The sequence below is a fragment of the Rhodococcus sp. YH1 genome, assembly GCF_009939605.1.
Lineage (GTDB): Bacteria > Actinomycetota > Actinomycetes > Mycobacteriales > Mycobacteriaceae > Rhodococcus > Rhodococcus aetherivorans.
This window is the reverse complement of sequence record NZ_WVTE01000047.1, coordinates 1-14,344: the sequence shown is the minus strand read 5'-3', so window position 1 is coordinate 14,344 and position 14,344 is coordinate 1. Positions and strand designations below refer to the sequence as shown.

Below are 14,344 nucleotides of genomic sequence, written 5' to 3'. Positions count from 1 at the left end.
GCCGGACCGGGACCGGAAGGCTCGGCCGGCATCGAGCGCACCTTCCTGGGCTACCTGACGTCGCGGGGCGTCGCCGCGGACGGCACCGACTTCGACGGCCGCTCCGACTACGGGCCGTTCGTCGACGCGGGAATCCCCTCCGGGGGCGTGTTCTCGGGTGCCGACGACCGCAAGACCCCGGAGCAGGCGGGCAAGTGGGGCGGCACCGGCGACGCGCCGTTCGACCCGAACTACCACAGCCCGCAGGACACGCTCGCCAACATCGACCGGGCCGCGCTCGGCGTCGCCGCGTCGGCCGTCGGGTACGGGGTGGGCACGTATGCGCGGACCGTCACGGGACCGGACGGGGTTCCTGTCGGGCCGCAGCGCGCCGAGGTCCGCTCCGATGGATGAGACGCCGGCTCCGGGATTCGGTCGTCGCCTCGCGGACCGGTTCTCGGCCGTGGACCGGCGGCCCGAGCTGGTCCGGCTGGCCCGGCGGCTGCGGCGCGCGCTCCCCGGCGATCCCGGGTTCGGCGATCCGCTGTCCACCGCCGGGACCAGCGGGCCGCAGGCCGTCGCCCGGCTGGCCGGACGGTGGCGCGACGTCGACGAACCGAGCGCGGTGCACGAACTCGGATTCGGCGTGCTGCAGGCCTGGCAGGCGCTGCTCGAACGCGCCGGCGCCGGCCGCGGCGACCGGGAGGTCACCGTGGTCTTCACCGACCTCGTGGGGTTCTCGACGTGGTCCCTCGCCGCGGGCGACGTCGCCACCCTCGACCTGCTGCGGCGCGTCGCCCGGGCGCTGGAGCCGGCGTTCACGGACCGCGGCGGCACCGTCGTCAAGCGGCTCGGCGACGGTCTGATGGTGGTGTTCGACCGGCCGGAACGGGCGCTGGACGCGATCTTCGCGGCCCGCGCCGCCCTGACGGCGGTGACCGCGGACGGCTACCGGCCGCGGATCCGGGTCGGCGCGCACACCGGTCGGCCCCGGCGGATCGGCAGCGACTGGCTGGGCGTCGACGTCACCGTCGCGGCCCGCATGATGGAGCTCGCCGGGAACGGGCACGTGGTGGTGTCCTCCGCGACGCTCGACGCACTGCCGGCCGGTGCCGTCGACACGCTCGGCCTCGAGGTGCGCCCGCACCGGCGCGGGCTGTTCGCGTCGGCCCCCAAGGGTGTACCGCCCGAACTCGGGATCTGGCGGATCAGGACTGCAGTCGCCACAGGGGGTTGACCGGGCCGTGCCCGGCGCCGAGGTCGTACGACCACTCCAGGCACCGGGTGACCCACTCCTTGCCGAACTCCACGGCCTCGGGCACCGACCACCCGTGGGCGAGGGCCGACGCGATCGCCGCGGCGAGCGTGTCGCCGCCGCCGTGATCGTTGCCGGTGTCGATGCGGGGGCTGGTGAACTCGAGGAACCGGTCCCCGTCGAACAGCAGGTCGGTGCTGACGTCGGAGGTGCGCAGGTGCCCGCCCTTGACGATCGCCCACTGCGCGCCGAGGCCGTGCAGCGCCTCGGCGGCGCGTCGCGCGGAGGCGTCGTCGACCACCTCGATGCCGGTGATCAGCCGCACCTCGTCGAGGTTCGGCGTGACCACCGTGGCCTGCGGTATCAGGGTGTGCCGCACCGCGTCGAGAGCCTCCGCGTGCAGCAGGGGATCGCCGTGCATCGACGCGCACACCGGGTCGACCACGAGCGGCACCGGCCGATCGCGGCCGATGCCGACCTCCGCGCACACCGCGGCGACCGCCTCGATGATCCCGGTGGAGGCGAGCATGCCGGTCTTGGCGCCCGAGACCCCGATGTCCTCCACCACGCACCGCACCTGCGCGGCCACCGTCTCGGGCGGGATCTCGTGAAAGCCGCTGACGCCCACGGAGTTCTGCACGGTCACGGCCGCGACGGCGACGCAGGCGTGCACGCCGCACATCGCCATGGTGCGCGAGTCGGCCTGGATGCCGGCCCCGCCACCCGAGTCGGTTCCGGCGATGGTGAGGGCACGGACCGGGGTTCGGCCCTTCGGGGCCAGGGGCAGCAGCTTCACGGCTGCGACCCTACCGATTCGATCGGGACGTAGACCTGGCCACCCGCGCCGGCGAATTCGGCGGCCTTGCCGGCCAGCCCGGCCCGCACGTCCGCGGAGATCCGCATCGAGCAGAACTTCGGGCCGCACATCGAGCAGAAGTGGGCCTTCTTGGCCGGCTCCGCCGGCAGCGTCTCGTCGTGGAACGCGCGGGCGGTGTCCGGGTCGAGGGACAACGCGAACTGGTCGTGCCACCGGAACTCGAACCGGGCGCGGGAGAGCGCGTCGTCGCGTTCCCGGGCGCGCGGGTGGCCCTTGGCGAGATCCGCCGCGTGGGCGGCGATCCTGTACGCGATCACCCCGGTCTTGACGTCGTCCCGATCGGGCAGGCCCAGGTGCTCCTTCGGCGTGACGTAGCAGAGCATCGCGGTGCCGGCCCGGGCGATCATCGCGGCGCCGATCGCCGAGGTGATGTGGTCGTAGGCGGGAGCGATGTCGGTGGTGAGCGGCCCGAGGGTGTAGAAGGGGGCCTCCTCGCACAGCTCCTCCTCGAGCCGCACGTTCTCCTCGATCAGGTGCATCGGCACGTGTCCGGGACCCTCGATCAGCACCTGGACGCCGTGCGACTTCGCGACGCGGGTGAGTTCCCCGAGCGTGCGCAGCTCGGCGAACTGGGCGGCGTCGTTGGCGTCGGCGACGGAGCCGGGACGCAGGCCGTCGCCGAGGGAGATCGTCACGTCGTAGCGCTGCAGGATCTCGCACAGCTCGGCGAAGTGTGTGTACAGGAACGACTCCCGATGGTGCGCCAGGCACCATGCGGCCATGATGGCGCCGCCGCGCGAGACGATGCCGGTCACCCGGTGCGCGGTGAGCGGGATGTGCCGCAGCAGCACCCCGGCGTGGACGGTCATGTAGTCGACGCCCTGCTCGCACTGTTCGATCACGGTGTCGCGGTACATCTCCCAGGTCAGCGCGGCCGGATCCCCACCGGCCTGCTCGACGGCCTGGTAGATCGGTACCGTGCCGACGGGCACCGGCGAGTTGCGCAGGATCCACTCGCGGGTCTCGTGGATGCGCGGGCCGGTGGAGAGGTCCATGACGGTGTCGGCCCCCCACCGGGTCGCCCACACCATCTTGTCGACCTCCTCGGCGATCGAGGAGGTCACCGCGCTGTTGCCGATGTTCGCGTTGACCTTCACCCCGAACGCCTTGCCGATGACCATCGGCTCGAGCTCGGGGTGGCGGTGGTTCGCCGGGATCACGGCCCGGCCGGCGGCGACCTCGGCGCGGACCGTCTCGGCGGGTACGCCCTCGCGGGCGGCGCAATAGCGCATCTCCGGGGTGACGACGCCCGCGCGGGCGGCGGCGAGCTGCGTGCCCGGGTGCCGCGGCCACCCGGCCCGCAGTGCCGGCAGGCCCGCGGCCAGGTCGACCACGACGTCGGACTCGGTGTACGGCCCGGACGTGTCGTACAGGTCGTGGTGCTCGCCGGTGGTCAGGTGGACCCGGCGTACCGGGACCGACATCCCCGGTTCCCCGGGCACGGCGACGTAGTGCTTGGTGCTGCCCTCGATGGGGCCGGTGGTGACGGCGCCCGCGCCGGACGCGGACGAGCCGGATACAGCTGTGCTCACGAGATGATCTCCCTACGCCGGAATTACCCGGTCAGGTTCTACGGTCGACGGCCCCGAGCCGTCCTCTCAGCCCGCTGGTGCGAGCTCCCGTGTGGTTGCGATGTGCGGTGCCACCATAGCGCAGCACCGTGCCGGGGGCAGGACGGCACCGCGCGGGGGGTGGCAGGGCAGCACCGTGCCGGGGCAGGGCAGCACCGTGCCGGGGGCAGGGCAGCACCGTGCCGGGGGCAGGGCAGATATTTGCCGCCTACGTCTCGGCGGATACACCCTGCATGCTCTATAGTGGCGTAGGTCACAGTTCGGTTACGGCACCACGGAGGGGATCATGCTCGTCAACTCGCCGCGTACCGAGGTGACCGACAACAAGGATCAGAACCGCTTCGAGCTACGCCTCAACGGGGATCTTGTCGGGATCCTCGGGTATTTCGACACGGATCGTCCCTCGGGCGTGCCCGGGCGCAACCATCCCGTCGTCGATTTCCTGCACACCGTCATCGTCGAGGACTTCGGGCACCGTGGGCTCGCGGGGGTGCTCGTGGGCCACTCCCTGGATCTCGCGCGTCAGCGTGGCTGGCGGGTCCGGCCCGTGTGCACCTACGTGCAACGGTTCCTCACCGCCCACCCCGAGTACCGGGACGTCGTCCTGCCGCTCGAGCCGACCGCCGGCCGTCGCTGACGCGCGGATTCCGCCCCGCCGCGGCCGGGTCGCCTCAGTCGGCGAGGTCGACGACGACGGGCGCGTGGTCGCTCGCGCCCTTGCCCTTGCGCTCGTTGCGGTCGATCTCCGCGCCGGAGACCCGCGCCGCGAGCGCGGGGGAGCCGAGGACGAAGTCGATGCGCATGCCCTGGCGCTTCGGGAAGCGCAGCTGGGTGTAGTCCCAGTAGGTGTACACACCCGGGCCCGGGGCGTGCGGGCGCACCACGTCGGTGAAGCCGCCGTCGAGGAAGGCGCGGAACGCCTCCCGCTCCGGCTCCGACGTGTGCGTCCGGCCCTCGAAGAACGCCGGATCCCACACGTCCTCGTCGGTGGGAGCGATGTTCCAGTCACCGACGAGCGCGATCTGCTTCTGCGGGTCGGCGGCGAGCCAGGCCTGTGCGTCGGCCCGCAGCTTCGCCAGCCACTCGAGCTTGTAGACGTAGTGGGGATCGGCCAGCTCACGCCCGTTGGGCACGTACAGGCTCCACACCCGCACGCCGCCGCACGTCGCGCCGATCGCCCGGGCCTCCTGTGCCGGGTCTGCGTCCGGGTCCTTGGTGAACCCGGGCTGGTCCTCGAACCCGACCTGCACGTCGTCGAGACCGATGCGGGAGGCGATGGCGACGCCGTTCCACTGGGAGAGCCCCACGTGTGCCACCCGGTAGCCGAGTTCTTCGAACCGCTCGTACGGGAACTGCTCGTCCTTGCACTTGGTCTCCTGCATGGCGAGCACATCGGTGCCCGTCCGCTGCAGCCAGTCGAGGATCCGGTCGGTACGGGCACGGACGGAGTTCACGTTCCAGGTAGCAAGACGCACGTCCCCACTCTAGGCGAGCGGACCGACAGGTTCCGTGGCGTACCGGTAGCGGTGGTGCTCGACGAATCCGAGCGCCCGGTACAGGCCCCGGGCGGCGGTGTTCCCCGCCGCGACCTGCAGGTATGCGTGGGTGGCGCCGTGGTCGTGACCCCACTGCAGCAGGGCCCCGCACACGAGCGTGCCGAGGCCGCTCCGGCGGTGCGCGGCGGCCACCTCGACGGCGGTCAGGCCCACCCAGCGGCGGCCGTCGGGGGCGTCGGTGACCGCGGCCCGGGCGATCGCCAGGGTCTCCGTGTCGCCGCCGATGCGGCCGAAGCCCAGGACGCCGCCCCGGACGGACTCGACGACCGCCCGGCCTTCGGCAGGCATCGGCGCGCCGCGGTAGCGGTACAGCGACAGCCACCCGGGGTCCGGGCCGGCGCTCACGGTCACGGGGGTGGCGACGCCGGGCAGCGGCACGTTGTCGAGGTCGGCGGCCAGCACCTGCACCTCGTCGCTCGGTGCCCACCCGTGCGGGAGCCGGGCGAGCCGGTCCGGCAGCAGGAGCCGCAGCGGCAGGCCGCGGACCGCGAACCACTCGCGCATCCGGGCGTGCACGTCCGGATCGAGGGGGTCGGCGACCGTGCCCGGGTCGCCGAGCGGGGTGGCGGAATTCGCGCGGCCGGTGAAGCCGGCGCCGGCCCGCAGGAGCCAGCCGTCGATCCAGCCCTGTTCCAGCCCGGGCCAGGCGGCGGCCGCGGCGTTCTCGAGGGCGCGGATCTCACCGGTGCGGATCGGCCGGGCACCGAGGGCCTTGAGCGCGACCACGGCCTCGGGCGCGACCTGCACGAGGCGGCCGCCGGCGGTGCGCACCACCACGGCCGGTTCGAGGGAGACCAGCTCGCCGATCACGTCGGTCATCGGGTGGCTGTAGCCGGCGGGCAGCCGGTAGCGCAGCACCACCCGGGTGCCGACGGGTACGGACTGCTCGGTCGTCACCGGCGCGTCAGTCCTCGTCGTCGTCGTGGCCGAACGGGTCCTCGACCGTCCCGGGCACCCAGCTGAGGCCGGGCACGCCCCACCCCGCCCGCTTGATCGTCTTCTTGGCGGCGCGGGCGTTGCGTCCGATGAGCTTGTCGACGTACAGGTAGCCGCCGAGGTGGCCGACCTCGTGCTGCAGCATCCGGGCGAAGAAGCCGTGGCCCTCGATCTCGATCGGGTTGCCCTCGGCGTCGGTGCCGGTGACCTTCGCCCACTCGGCGCGCCCGGTGGGGAACTGCTCGCCGGGGACCGACAGGCACCCCTCGACGTCGTCGTCGGGGTCGGGCATCGTCTCCGGGATCTCCGACGTCTCGAGCACCGGGTTGATCACCTCGCCGCGGCGGCGGACCACGTTGCCGGCCTCGTCCAGGTCGGGGCAGTCGTAGACGAACAGCCGCAGGTCGACACCGACCTGGTTGGCGGCGAGACCGACGCCGTTCGCCGCATCCATCGTCTCGTACATGTCGGCGATCAGCTGGGCCAGTTCGGCCGGCGACTGGGTGACCGGTTTCGTCGGGTGATGCAGGACGGGGTCACCGACGATCCGGATCGGAAGTATTGCCATGGTGCAAGAGGATAGTGGGCAGGACTCGCCTGTCCGTTGAGCCGGTACCTGTCGTACCACCGTGGTTGAATTGCCCTCGGAAACACCCGGGTCCGATCGGACCTCGGCGTGATTCGAGGCAGTCGAGGAGTGAGATGGACGGCGCAGCAGCGCAAATCGGTAACGAATCCGAGCAGGTTTCCGACCGGAGCAACCACGCCGAGAACAACCACGCCGAGAACAACCACCCCGCGGCCGGCCCGGACGAGGCCGGCACGGACGGTCTCTCTCGCCGGGAGCGCGACATCCTCGCCTTCGAGCGGCAGTGGTGGAAGTACGCCGGTGCCAAGGAAGAGGCGATCAAGGAACTCTTCGGTCTGTCCGCGACCCGCTACTACCAGGTCCTCAACGCGCTGGTGGACCGGCCGGAGGCGCTGGCGGCCGACCCCATGCTCGTCAAGCGGTTGCGCCGGCTGCGGGCCAGCCGGCAGAAGGCCCGCGCCGCGCGCCGGCTCGGCTTCGAGATCACCAAGTAGTACGAGTACGACGGTGATCCGGCGGGCGCGGCAACTAAGGTCGAGAGCGTGAGCACAACCTCGGAATCGTCGGGTCCGCCGCTGCGAGCGCTCGCGATGGTGCTGATCTCTCTCGCCATCCTGTTCGCCGGCCTCGGTCTCGCCTCGCTCGGAGGCTCCGATTCCGAGAGCCCGGCTCCCGAGCCGACGACCGAGCCCGCGGCCGCGCCGGCGACCACGTCCGCGACGTCGGCGCCGCTCGCCGCGACGTCGGCGAGGACGACCGCCCCCGGTGCGGCTCCGTCGGCCACGACGACGGTCTCCGCCACCACGTCGGCGGGGGCCGCCGCCCCCGTGCGGGTGCTCAACAACAGCAACGTCTCGGGCCTGGCCGCCCAGACGGCCGGCCTGCTCGAGGACGAGGGATTCACCGTCGCGGAGACGGGCAACTACAGCGACGGCGTGATCGAAACCACGTCCGTGTACTACGGCACGGGCCCGGGGGAGCGGCAGACCGCGGAGGCGGTGGCCGAGGCGCTGGGGGTGACGGCCCAGCCGCGCTTCGCCGGGATCCGGGACTCGTCGCCGGGCGTCATCGTCATCGTCACCTCGCCGTGAGGGCTTCCGCCCCCCGGCTATGATCAGGTGACTTTTCGCCACTTCGAAGGAGCGGTTTGATGGCCTCGAGTTCCACCCGTCGCATGTCCTGGCGTGCCCTGGCCCCGATCGTCGCGATCGCTGCGGTGGGCCTGAGCGCGTGCTCGAACAGCGAGGAGCCGAGCGACACCCCCGGCACCACCCCGCCGGTGTGGACGGGTTCCGCGGCGCCGGAGGGCGCCGACGAGGCCCACGGCGGCAGCGCTGTCCCGGGGGAGGCCACGACGGGCGCGGCGGGCGGCACCGGCGGCGCGGAGCACTCCGCCGAGCTGCGGACCCCGGCCGGTGCGGCCGCCGGCACGGTCACCTTCACCGAGGTCGACGGAGGCGTCGAGGCGACCGTCGAGCTCGAGGGCATGCCGGTCGGCTACCGCGGCGTCCACGTCCACGAGGTCGGCAAGTGCGAGACCAACTCCACCGCCCCGACCGGCGGCGAGCCCGGCAACTTCCTGTCCGCGGGCGGGCACCTGCAGGCCGGCGGCAACACCAGCATCCCCGAGAGCGGTGACCTCGGTGCGGTCGTGGTGCGCGAGGGCGGCTCCGGATCGCTGACCGTCACCACCGAGGCGTTCACCCTCGACGACCTGCAGGGCGGGGACGGCACGTCCGTCGTCGTCCACCAGGAAACCGCCGGCGGCGAGCGTCTCGCCTGCGGCGTCGTCTCCTGACGGCCACCTCCCGAAACTCTACTTGCAGGGCCCCGGCGACCGGCGACGGTCGCCGGGGCCCTGTGGTTGGATCGATTCGTGCCTGTACCGTTTCCCGGTTCACCCCGCCCGACTCTCGGCGTCGAGTGGGAGATCGCGCTGGTGGACAAGAAGACGCGCGACCTGTCGAACACCGCCGCAGTCGTCTTCGACGCGGTCGAGCAGCGCGCCGGGCAGACCCCGCGGCTCACCAAGGAGTTCCTCCGCAACACCGTCGAACTCGTCACCGACGTGCACGACACCGTCGCCGAGGCCGTCGACGACCTGGCCGAATCCCTCGACCTGCTGCGCACCGCCGCCGATCCCGCGGGGGTGGATCTGATCTGCGCCGGCACCCATCCGTTCGGGCAGTGGACCGACCAGGTCGTCACCCGGTCCCCGGACTACGACGAGATGATCGAGCGCACCCGCTGGTGGGGCCGGCAGATGCTCATCTGGGGCGTGCACGTCCACGTCGGTGTCTCGTCCGCGGAGAAGGTCATCCCGATCCTCAACGCGTTGCTGGTGAAGTACCCGCACATGCTGGCGCTGTCGGCCTCCTCACCGATCTGGGCGGGCGTGGACACCGGCTACGCGAGCAACCGTGCCCTGATGTTCCAGCAGCTGCCGACGGCCGGACTGCCGTACCACTTCGAGAGCTGGGCCCAGTACGAGAGCTTCATCGAGGACCAGCTCAAGTCCGGGGTCATCACGAAGCCGGGCGGCATGCACTGGGACATCCGCCCGTCGCCGCGGTGGGGCACCATCGAGGTCCGGGTCTTCGACGGCATCACCAACAAGGCCGAGCTGGCCGCCCTCGTCGCCCTCGTGCACTCGCTCGTCGTGTACTACGACGAGCGGCTCGAGCGGGGCGAGCAGCTGCCCACCCTGCAGCCGTGGCACGTCAAGGAGAACAAGTGGCGCGCCGCCCGCTACGGCCTCGAGGCCGAGGTGATCCTCGACCCGGTGTGCCACGAGCGCCTCGTCACCGACGACCTGAACGACCTGCTCGAGCAGCTCACTCCCACGGCGGCGCGGCTCGGCTGTGCGGACGAACTCGCCCAGGTGGCGCAGATCCCCGTGCGGGGAGCCTCCTACCAGCGGCAGCGCCGGATCGCGGAGCAGACCGGCGGCGACCTCGTCGCGGTGGTGGACTCGCTGGTGGAGGAACTGCGCGCCTGAACGATCGGCCCCGTTCCCGCACAGTTCACACGCTGTTTACCATGTACCGGTGTCGATCCGAGGGGTGGAGCGCCCGAAGGCGCAGCCGGCGCATGTGCCGCAACTGTTCGTTCCCCTCGCTCTGACCGGCGCGATCCTCGGTGTCCTCGTGGCCGAGGCGGTCGCGCGGTACAGCGGGTTCCCCGGGCCGCTCCCCGGACTCGTCGGCGACGTCGTCGCGATCCCGAAGTCGGCGTCCGTGCCGTGGGCCGGTCTCGCGCTGGCGATGGTGGGCCTGACCGCGCGCCTGCGGTACGTGGCGGTCGGTGCCGCGGTGCTGCTCGACGGGGCGTTCGCGGCCGAGCGGTACCTCACCGGCGGGCCCCTGACGGTGGGGAACGGGCCGACGATCGTGCTCGTGCTGCTGGCCGGATACGCCGCGGTCGCGTTGCAGGGCGGCCCGCGCCGCGGTGCGCTGCGCGGCATCGCGCTCGGGGTTCTGCTGGTGCTCTCGGTCAAGATCGGCGACACGTGGCTCGAACTGACCGCACGGACCCGGCCGGACGTGCTCGACGAGTACGTCCAGCTCGCCGACCACGCCCTGGGCAATCCGTCGTGGCTGGCGGGCCGGGCTCTCGAATGGCTCGGGCCCGGCGTGTACGCGGTGCTGCACTGGGTGTACATCGAGCTGCCCGTCGCGGCGATCGTCGTCGCCGTGTACCAGCTCCGCAACGTCGGCGGCGGCCGCCCCTGGCCCGCACACCACCTGGTGCGCACCTTCCTGCTCATCGGCCTGGTGGGGCCGCTGGTCTACATGCTGTTCCCGGTGGTGGGCCCGATCTTCGCGTTCGGCGACCACGGCGCGGGCTGGCAGGTGGGGACCTTCTGGCCGGCTGCGGTGCCGTGGAATCCCGACCCGCAGCCGATCCCGTTCGACGCGGTCACCCCGCGCAACTGCATGCCGAGCCTGCACACCGCGTGGGCGCTGGCGCTGTTCCTGCACACCCGCGGCGGCCCCGGTTGGCTGCGGCTGCTCGGCACCGGGTGGCTCGGCTGCACCCTCGCCGCCACGCTGGGCTTCGGCTACCACTACGGCGTGGACCTCGTCTCCGGCGCGGTGCTGTGCCTGACGCTCGAGGCCGCGCTGCGCGACCCGGACCGCGGCTGGGGCTGGTTCCGCATCCGCCTCGTCGCGGGCGGCACAGCGGTGCTGGCCGCGCAGCTGGCGGCCTACCGGTACGTGCCGGGTCTCATGGCGGAGCACGCACCGCTCGCCGGGCCCCTCCTGCTCGGTTCGCTGGTGGTGGTGGCGGTGGCCTTCCACGTCACGTTCCATGCGGCCGACGGCGATCGCCGGCCGGATGCGGTCAGCTCCCGTCCGGCGACTGCTCGTCGCCGCTGAGCAGACCGTCGCGGCCGAGCTGCTCCCGGTAGGCGAGCCGGCCCACCCGGTGGGCGATGACGGGAGCGGTCAGCACCATGAACATGCCCGCCAGCGCCAGCATCCAGATGTCGACGTTGCCCCGCAGGATGAGCATCGCGCCGCCGAGCACGAACAGCAGGCCGACCACCTGCGGTTTCGTTGCCGGATGCATGCGCGAGAGGGTGTCGCGGAAGCGCACGATGCCGACCGCTGCGGTGAGGGAGATGACCGAGCCGATCAGGATGAGGACGTGGCCGACGAGTTCCAGCACGGTGGTCACTGGTCGTCACGCACCCGGAATCGTGCCACCGACACCGAGCCGATGAATCCGACGAGGGCCAGAGCGACGACGGCCGGCACGATCGTCGTATCCCGGCTGTGCACCGCCCACGCGGCGAGCCCGCACATCGCGATGGCCAGCAGTGCGTCGAGGGCGATCAGCCGGTCCAGCGAGGTGGGGCCGGCCAGCACCCGGTAGGTGATGAGCGCGGCCGCGACCACCAGCAGAGCGCCCGAGAGCGCCAGTATCACCGTCATCACGCCTCCTCCCGGACGACCCAGGGGCTGGGCTGCCATTCGTTGTTGCGTTCGAACGTCGAGATCAGCAGGCGTTCGATGCGCCGCGCGGAGCGGTAGAAGTCCGCGACCTTCCGGTCGGTGCCCACGTCCAGGACGTGGACGTGGACGATCCGGCGGGCCTGGTCGATCTCGAGGACCATCGTGCCGGGGATGTTGTTCATGATGTCCGCCCACAGGGTGAGCACCAGGTCGGACTTGATGGTGAGCCGGCACCGCAGCACACCGGTCACCGGCGGCGGCGCCGGCCGGATCGCGAGCCACCCGACCGAGACCGTGGACTTCATCGTATCCACGAAGATCACGGCGGCCAGGCGCACGGCGGACAGCACGTGCAGGCGGCCCTCGACGGGCACCCGCGGCAGCGGCAGCATCACTGTGACGATCACCGCGACGGCGATCCCGCCGAGCAGGTTCGCGGCGCTGAAGGTGCCCCACAACAGCACCCACACCAGCGTCATCCAGCCCAGGACGAACAGGCGGAGCAGATTCGACCGGCTCGTCACGGCTGACCTCCCAGCACGGCTTCGATGTAGACGGACCGATCCCGCAGGTTCTCGGCGGCACGGTCGCTGATGTCGACGAGCGGGCCGGCGAACACGGTCAGGGCCAGGCCGACGACGACGAGACCGATCGTCGGAACCAGCATTGCCGGGGGCATGCGCCCGACGTCGGCCCGGTCCGAGAAGGCGACCTCCATCCCGGATTCGTCGATCAGCGCGGACGGGGCGGCGTCGGCGAGGCCGCCCTCGGGGGCGTCGGCGCGGGCCCGCCAGAAGGCCTTGGTCCACACCCGGGCGACGACGTACAGGGTGAGGAGGCTCGTGACGGTGCCGCCCGCAACCAGCACCCACGCCAGGACGGATCCGTCGGCGGCGCCGGCCTGCAGCAGGGCCACCTTCCCGATGAACCCGGAGAACGGGGGGATGCCCCCGAGGTTCAGCGCCGGGACGAGGAACGCGATCGCGAGGACCGGGCTGGCGAGGGCGAGTCCGCCGAGCCGCCGCAGCGACGCCGAGCCGGCCTGCCGCTCGATCAGGCCGACCACGAGGAACAGCGTCGTCTGGACCAGGATGTGATGGGCGACGTAGTACACGGCGCCGGACAACCCCGCCTGCGTCGAGAGGGCGATCCCGAACACCATGTAGCCGATGTGGCTGACGAGGGTGAACGACAGCAGGCGCTTGATGTCGTTCTGGGCGATGGCGCCGAGGATGCCGATCACCATCGTCAGCAGGCCGGCCACCAGGAGCACGTTGTCGAGCTCGCCGCCCGGGAACAGCAGCGTGTGCGCCCGGATGATGGCATAGACGCCGACCTTCGTGAGCAGGCCGGCGAACACGGCGGTGACCGGCGCCGGGGCGGTGGGGTACGAGTCCGGCAGCCACGTCGACAGCGGGAACACCGCCGCCTTGATGCCGAACGCGACGAGGAGCACGCCGAAGATCGCGGCGCGGGTGCCCTCCGGCACGTCGTCCATCCGCACCGCCATCTGCGCCAGGTTCAGGGTGCCGGTGGCGGCGTACGCGAACCCCATGCCGGCCAGGAAGATCAGCGACGAGACCATCGAGACCATCACGTAGGAGACGCCGGCGCGGACCCGGTCCGCGCTCGCCCCCAGGGTGAGCAGCACGAACGACGCCGCGAGCAGCACCTCGAACCCGACGAAGAGGTTGAACAGGTCGCCGGCGAGGAATGCGTTGCACACGCCCGCGGTCAGTGCCAGGTACGTCGGCAGGAAGATCGACACGGGCTGCTGGTCGTTGCCGTCGTGGATGCCCTGTCCGACCGCGTACAGCATGACGGCGAGCAGCACGATCGCCGACACCACCAGCATCAGCGCCGCGAGCCGGTCGACCACCAGGGAGATCCCGATGGGGGAATCCCATCCGCCGACCTGCACGACCGCGATGCCGTCCCGGTCGGCGAGGTACAGCAGCAGGCCCGAGACCACCAGCACGGCGACGAGCGCAACGAGGGTCACGGCCCGCTGAGCGCGGGGCCGGCGCCCGAGGATCAGCGTCGCGGCCGCCGCCAGCATCGGGATGAGGACGGGCAGCGGGGTCAGCGCCGTCGCGGACAGGATCATCGGGTCCTTCCTCCCCGGGACGGTGCGTCGTCCCCGCGGGCCGTCTCACCGTCGCTGTAGGCCGAATCCGTCTCGTCGTCGAAGTCGCCGTCGTGCAGGTCCTCGTAGGATTCGAGGTCCTCCAGGTTGACGAGTTCCTCCAGGGGGATCGGGTTGCCGGCCGCGTCGAACGCGTCGCCGCTGCGGCTCGGCAGGCCGGTGAGCGGATCGTCCGAACGGTCGCGGTCGGGGGCCTCGGCGGGCGAGCGCCGCTGCGACACCTTGGTGTCCTCGGGGTCGTTCTCGAGCTCGTCGCGGGCACTGAGCGTGAACGACCGGTACGTGAGCGCCAGCACGAAGCCGGCCACGCCCATGGTGATGACGATCGCCGTGAGGATCATCGCCTGTGCCAGCGGGTCGGCCATGTTCTCGTGCAGGTCGTTGCGGGCACCGACCACGGGCGGGCCGCCGGCCGGGCCGGCGAGGGTGAGGATCAGCAGGTTGATGCCGTTGCCGATCAGCAGCAACCCCAGCAGC

At 71.9% G+C, this 14,344-nt stretch carries 18 protein-coding genes; 8 read left to right on the top strand and 10 right to left on the bottom strand.

Translation table 11 applies throughout. The features are described from left to right. Together AIIKEEIJ_RS05240 and AIIKEEIJ_RS05235 are read left to right on the top strand one after the other, a co-directional pair. A partial coding sequence (locus AIIKEEIJ_RS05240) for a M28 family peptidase (protein ID WP_161995097.1) occupies positions 1–393 on the top strand: 393 nt, incomplete at its 5' end. After that, complete coding sequence (locus AIIKEEIJ_RS05235; protein ID WP_072635848.1) at positions 386–1,216, top strand: adenylate/guanylate cyclase domain-containing protein; 831 nt, start codon at positions 386–388, stop codon at positions 1,214–1,216. The genes AIIKEEIJ_RS05240 and AIIKEEIJ_RS05235, both read left to right, overlap by 8 nt. Here AIIKEEIJ_RS05235 and thiD read toward each other — a convergent pair. Next, on the bottom strand, positions 1,188–2,030 hold the full coding sequence (gene thiD, locus AIIKEEIJ_RS05230; protein ID WP_006938226.1) for a bifunctional hydroxymethylpyrimidine kinase/phosphomethylpyrimidine kinase: 843 nt from the start codon (positions 2,028–2,030) through the stop codon (positions 1,188–1,190). The two genes, AIIKEEIJ_RS05235 and thiD, sit on opposite strands and share 29 nt — an antisense overlap. Continuing rightward, positions 2,027–3,643: a phosphomethylpyrimidine synthase ThiC gene (gene thiC, locus AIIKEEIJ_RS05225; RefSeq protein WP_006938227.1), complete on the bottom strand. Its 1,617-nt coding sequence runs from the start codon at positions 3,641–3,643 to the stop codon at positions 2,027–2,029. The genes thiD and thiC overlap by 4 nt, the downstream gene beginning before the upstream one ends. 325 nt (positions 3,644–3,968) lie before the next feature. On the opposite strand from thiC, the gene AIIKEEIJ_RS05220 reads away from it, so the two are divergent. Then, on the top strand, positions 3,969–4,319 hold the full coding sequence (locus tag AIIKEEIJ_RS05220) for a GNAT family N-acetyltransferase (protein WP_029545338.1): 351 nt from the start codon (positions 3,969–3,971) through the stop codon (positions 4,317–4,319). Positions 4,320–4,353: 34 nt separating this feature from the next. Here the strand turns inward: AIIKEEIJ_RS05220 and AIIKEEIJ_RS05215 are convergent, their stop codons facing one another. From AIIKEEIJ_RS05215 to AIIKEEIJ_RS05205, 3 genes are read right to left on the bottom strand one after another with little or no spacing between them, the layout of a single operon-like run. Continuing rightward, entirely contained in the window at positions 4,354–5,157 is an 804-nt protein-coding gene (locus AIIKEEIJ_RS05215; protein ID WP_029545336.1) for an exodeoxyribonuclease III, read from the bottom strand. Between the two features lie 9 nt (positions 5,158–5,166). Continuing rightward, complete coding sequence (locus AIIKEEIJ_RS05210) at positions 5,167–6,135, bottom strand: N-acetylglutamate synthase, CG3035 family (RefSeq protein WP_161995096.1); 969 nt, start codon at positions 6,133–6,135, stop codon at positions 5,167–5,169. A gap of 7 nt (positions 6,136–6,142) precedes the next feature. After that, on the bottom strand, positions 6,143–6,742 hold the full coding sequence (locus AIIKEEIJ_RS05205) for a peptide deformylase (protein WP_161995095.1): 600 nt from the start codon (positions 6,740–6,742) through the stop codon (positions 6,143–6,145). Positions 6,743–6,876: 134 nt separating this feature from the next. On the opposite strand from AIIKEEIJ_RS05205, the gene AIIKEEIJ_RS05200 reads away from it, so the two are divergent. From AIIKEEIJ_RS05200 to AIIKEEIJ_RS05180, 5 genes are all read left to right on the top strand, one after another. Next, the gene (locus AIIKEEIJ_RS05200) at positions 6,877–7,257 is read left to right on the top strand and encodes a DUF3263 domain-containing protein (protein ID WP_006938240.1); all 381 of its coding nucleotides are present in this window, start codon (positions 6,877–6,879) and stop codon (positions 7,255–7,257) included. Between the two features lie 48 nt (positions 7,258–7,305). Then, on the top strand, positions 7,306–7,854 hold the full coding sequence (locus tag AIIKEEIJ_RS05195; protein WP_006938242.1) for a LytR C-terminal domain-containing protein: 549 nt from the start codon (positions 7,306–7,308) through the stop codon (positions 7,852–7,854). A 59-nt stretch (positions 7,855–7,913) separates the two neighbouring features. Next, positions 7,914–8,561, top strand: coding sequence for a superoxide dismutase family protein (locus AIIKEEIJ_RS05190; RefSeq protein WP_029545328.1), 648 nt, complete (start codon positions 7,914–7,916; stop codon positions 8,559–8,561). 78 nt (positions 8,562–8,639) lie between these two features. Next, positions 8,640–9,761 (top strand): glutamate--cysteine ligase, encoded by a 1,122-nt coding sequence (locus AIIKEEIJ_RS05185; RefSeq protein WP_006932439.1) that lies wholly within the window; start codon positions 8,640–8,642, stop codon positions 9,759–9,761. A gap of 64 nt (positions 9,762–9,825) precedes the next feature. Further along, positions 9,826–11,142 (top strand): phosphatase PAP2 family protein, encoded by a 1,317-nt coding sequence (locus tag AIIKEEIJ_RS05180; RefSeq protein ID WP_102799058.1) that lies wholly within the window; start codon positions 9,826–9,828, stop codon positions 11,140–11,142. On the opposite strand, the gene mnhG is transcribed toward AIIKEEIJ_RS05180, so the two are convergent. From mnhG to AIIKEEIJ_RS05155, 5 genes are all read right to left on the bottom strand, one after another. Then, complete coding sequence (mnhG, locus tag AIIKEEIJ_RS05175; RefSeq protein WP_006932437.1) at positions 11,108–11,443, bottom strand: monovalent cation/H(+) antiporter subunit G; 336 nt, start codon at positions 11,441–11,443, stop codon at positions 11,108–11,110. The two genes, AIIKEEIJ_RS05180 and mnhG, sit on opposite strands and share 35 nt — an antisense overlap. Further along, the gene (locus AIIKEEIJ_RS05170) at positions 11,440–11,700 is read right to left on the bottom strand and encodes a monovalent cation/H+ antiporter complex subunit F (RefSeq protein ID WP_006932436.1); all 261 of its coding nucleotides are present in this window, start codon (positions 11,698–11,700) and stop codon (positions 11,440–11,442) included. Before AIIKEEIJ_RS05170 ends, mnhG begins: the two co-directional genes overlap by 4 nt. After that, a complete protein-coding gene (locus tag AIIKEEIJ_RS05165; RefSeq protein ID WP_044475672.1) occupies positions 11,700–12,200 on the bottom strand; it encodes a Na+/H+ antiporter subunit E in 501 nt (166 codons plus the stop codon). Before AIIKEEIJ_RS05165 ends, AIIKEEIJ_RS05170 begins: the two co-directional genes overlap by 1 nt. A 41-nt stretch (positions 12,201–12,241) precedes the next feature. Further along, the gene (locus tag AIIKEEIJ_RS05160; RefSeq protein ID WP_006932434.1) at positions 12,242–13,828 is read right to left on the bottom strand and encodes a Na+/H+ antiporter subunit D; all 1,587 of its coding nucleotides are present in this window, start codon (positions 13,826–13,828) and stop codon (positions 12,242–12,244) included. After that, positions 13,825–14,344 (bottom strand): Na(+)/H(+) antiporter subunit C (locus tag AIIKEEIJ_RS05155; protein WP_161995094.1); only part of this gene is annotated, 520 nt, incomplete at its 5' end. The genes AIIKEEIJ_RS05160 and AIIKEEIJ_RS05155, both read right to left, overlap by 4 nt.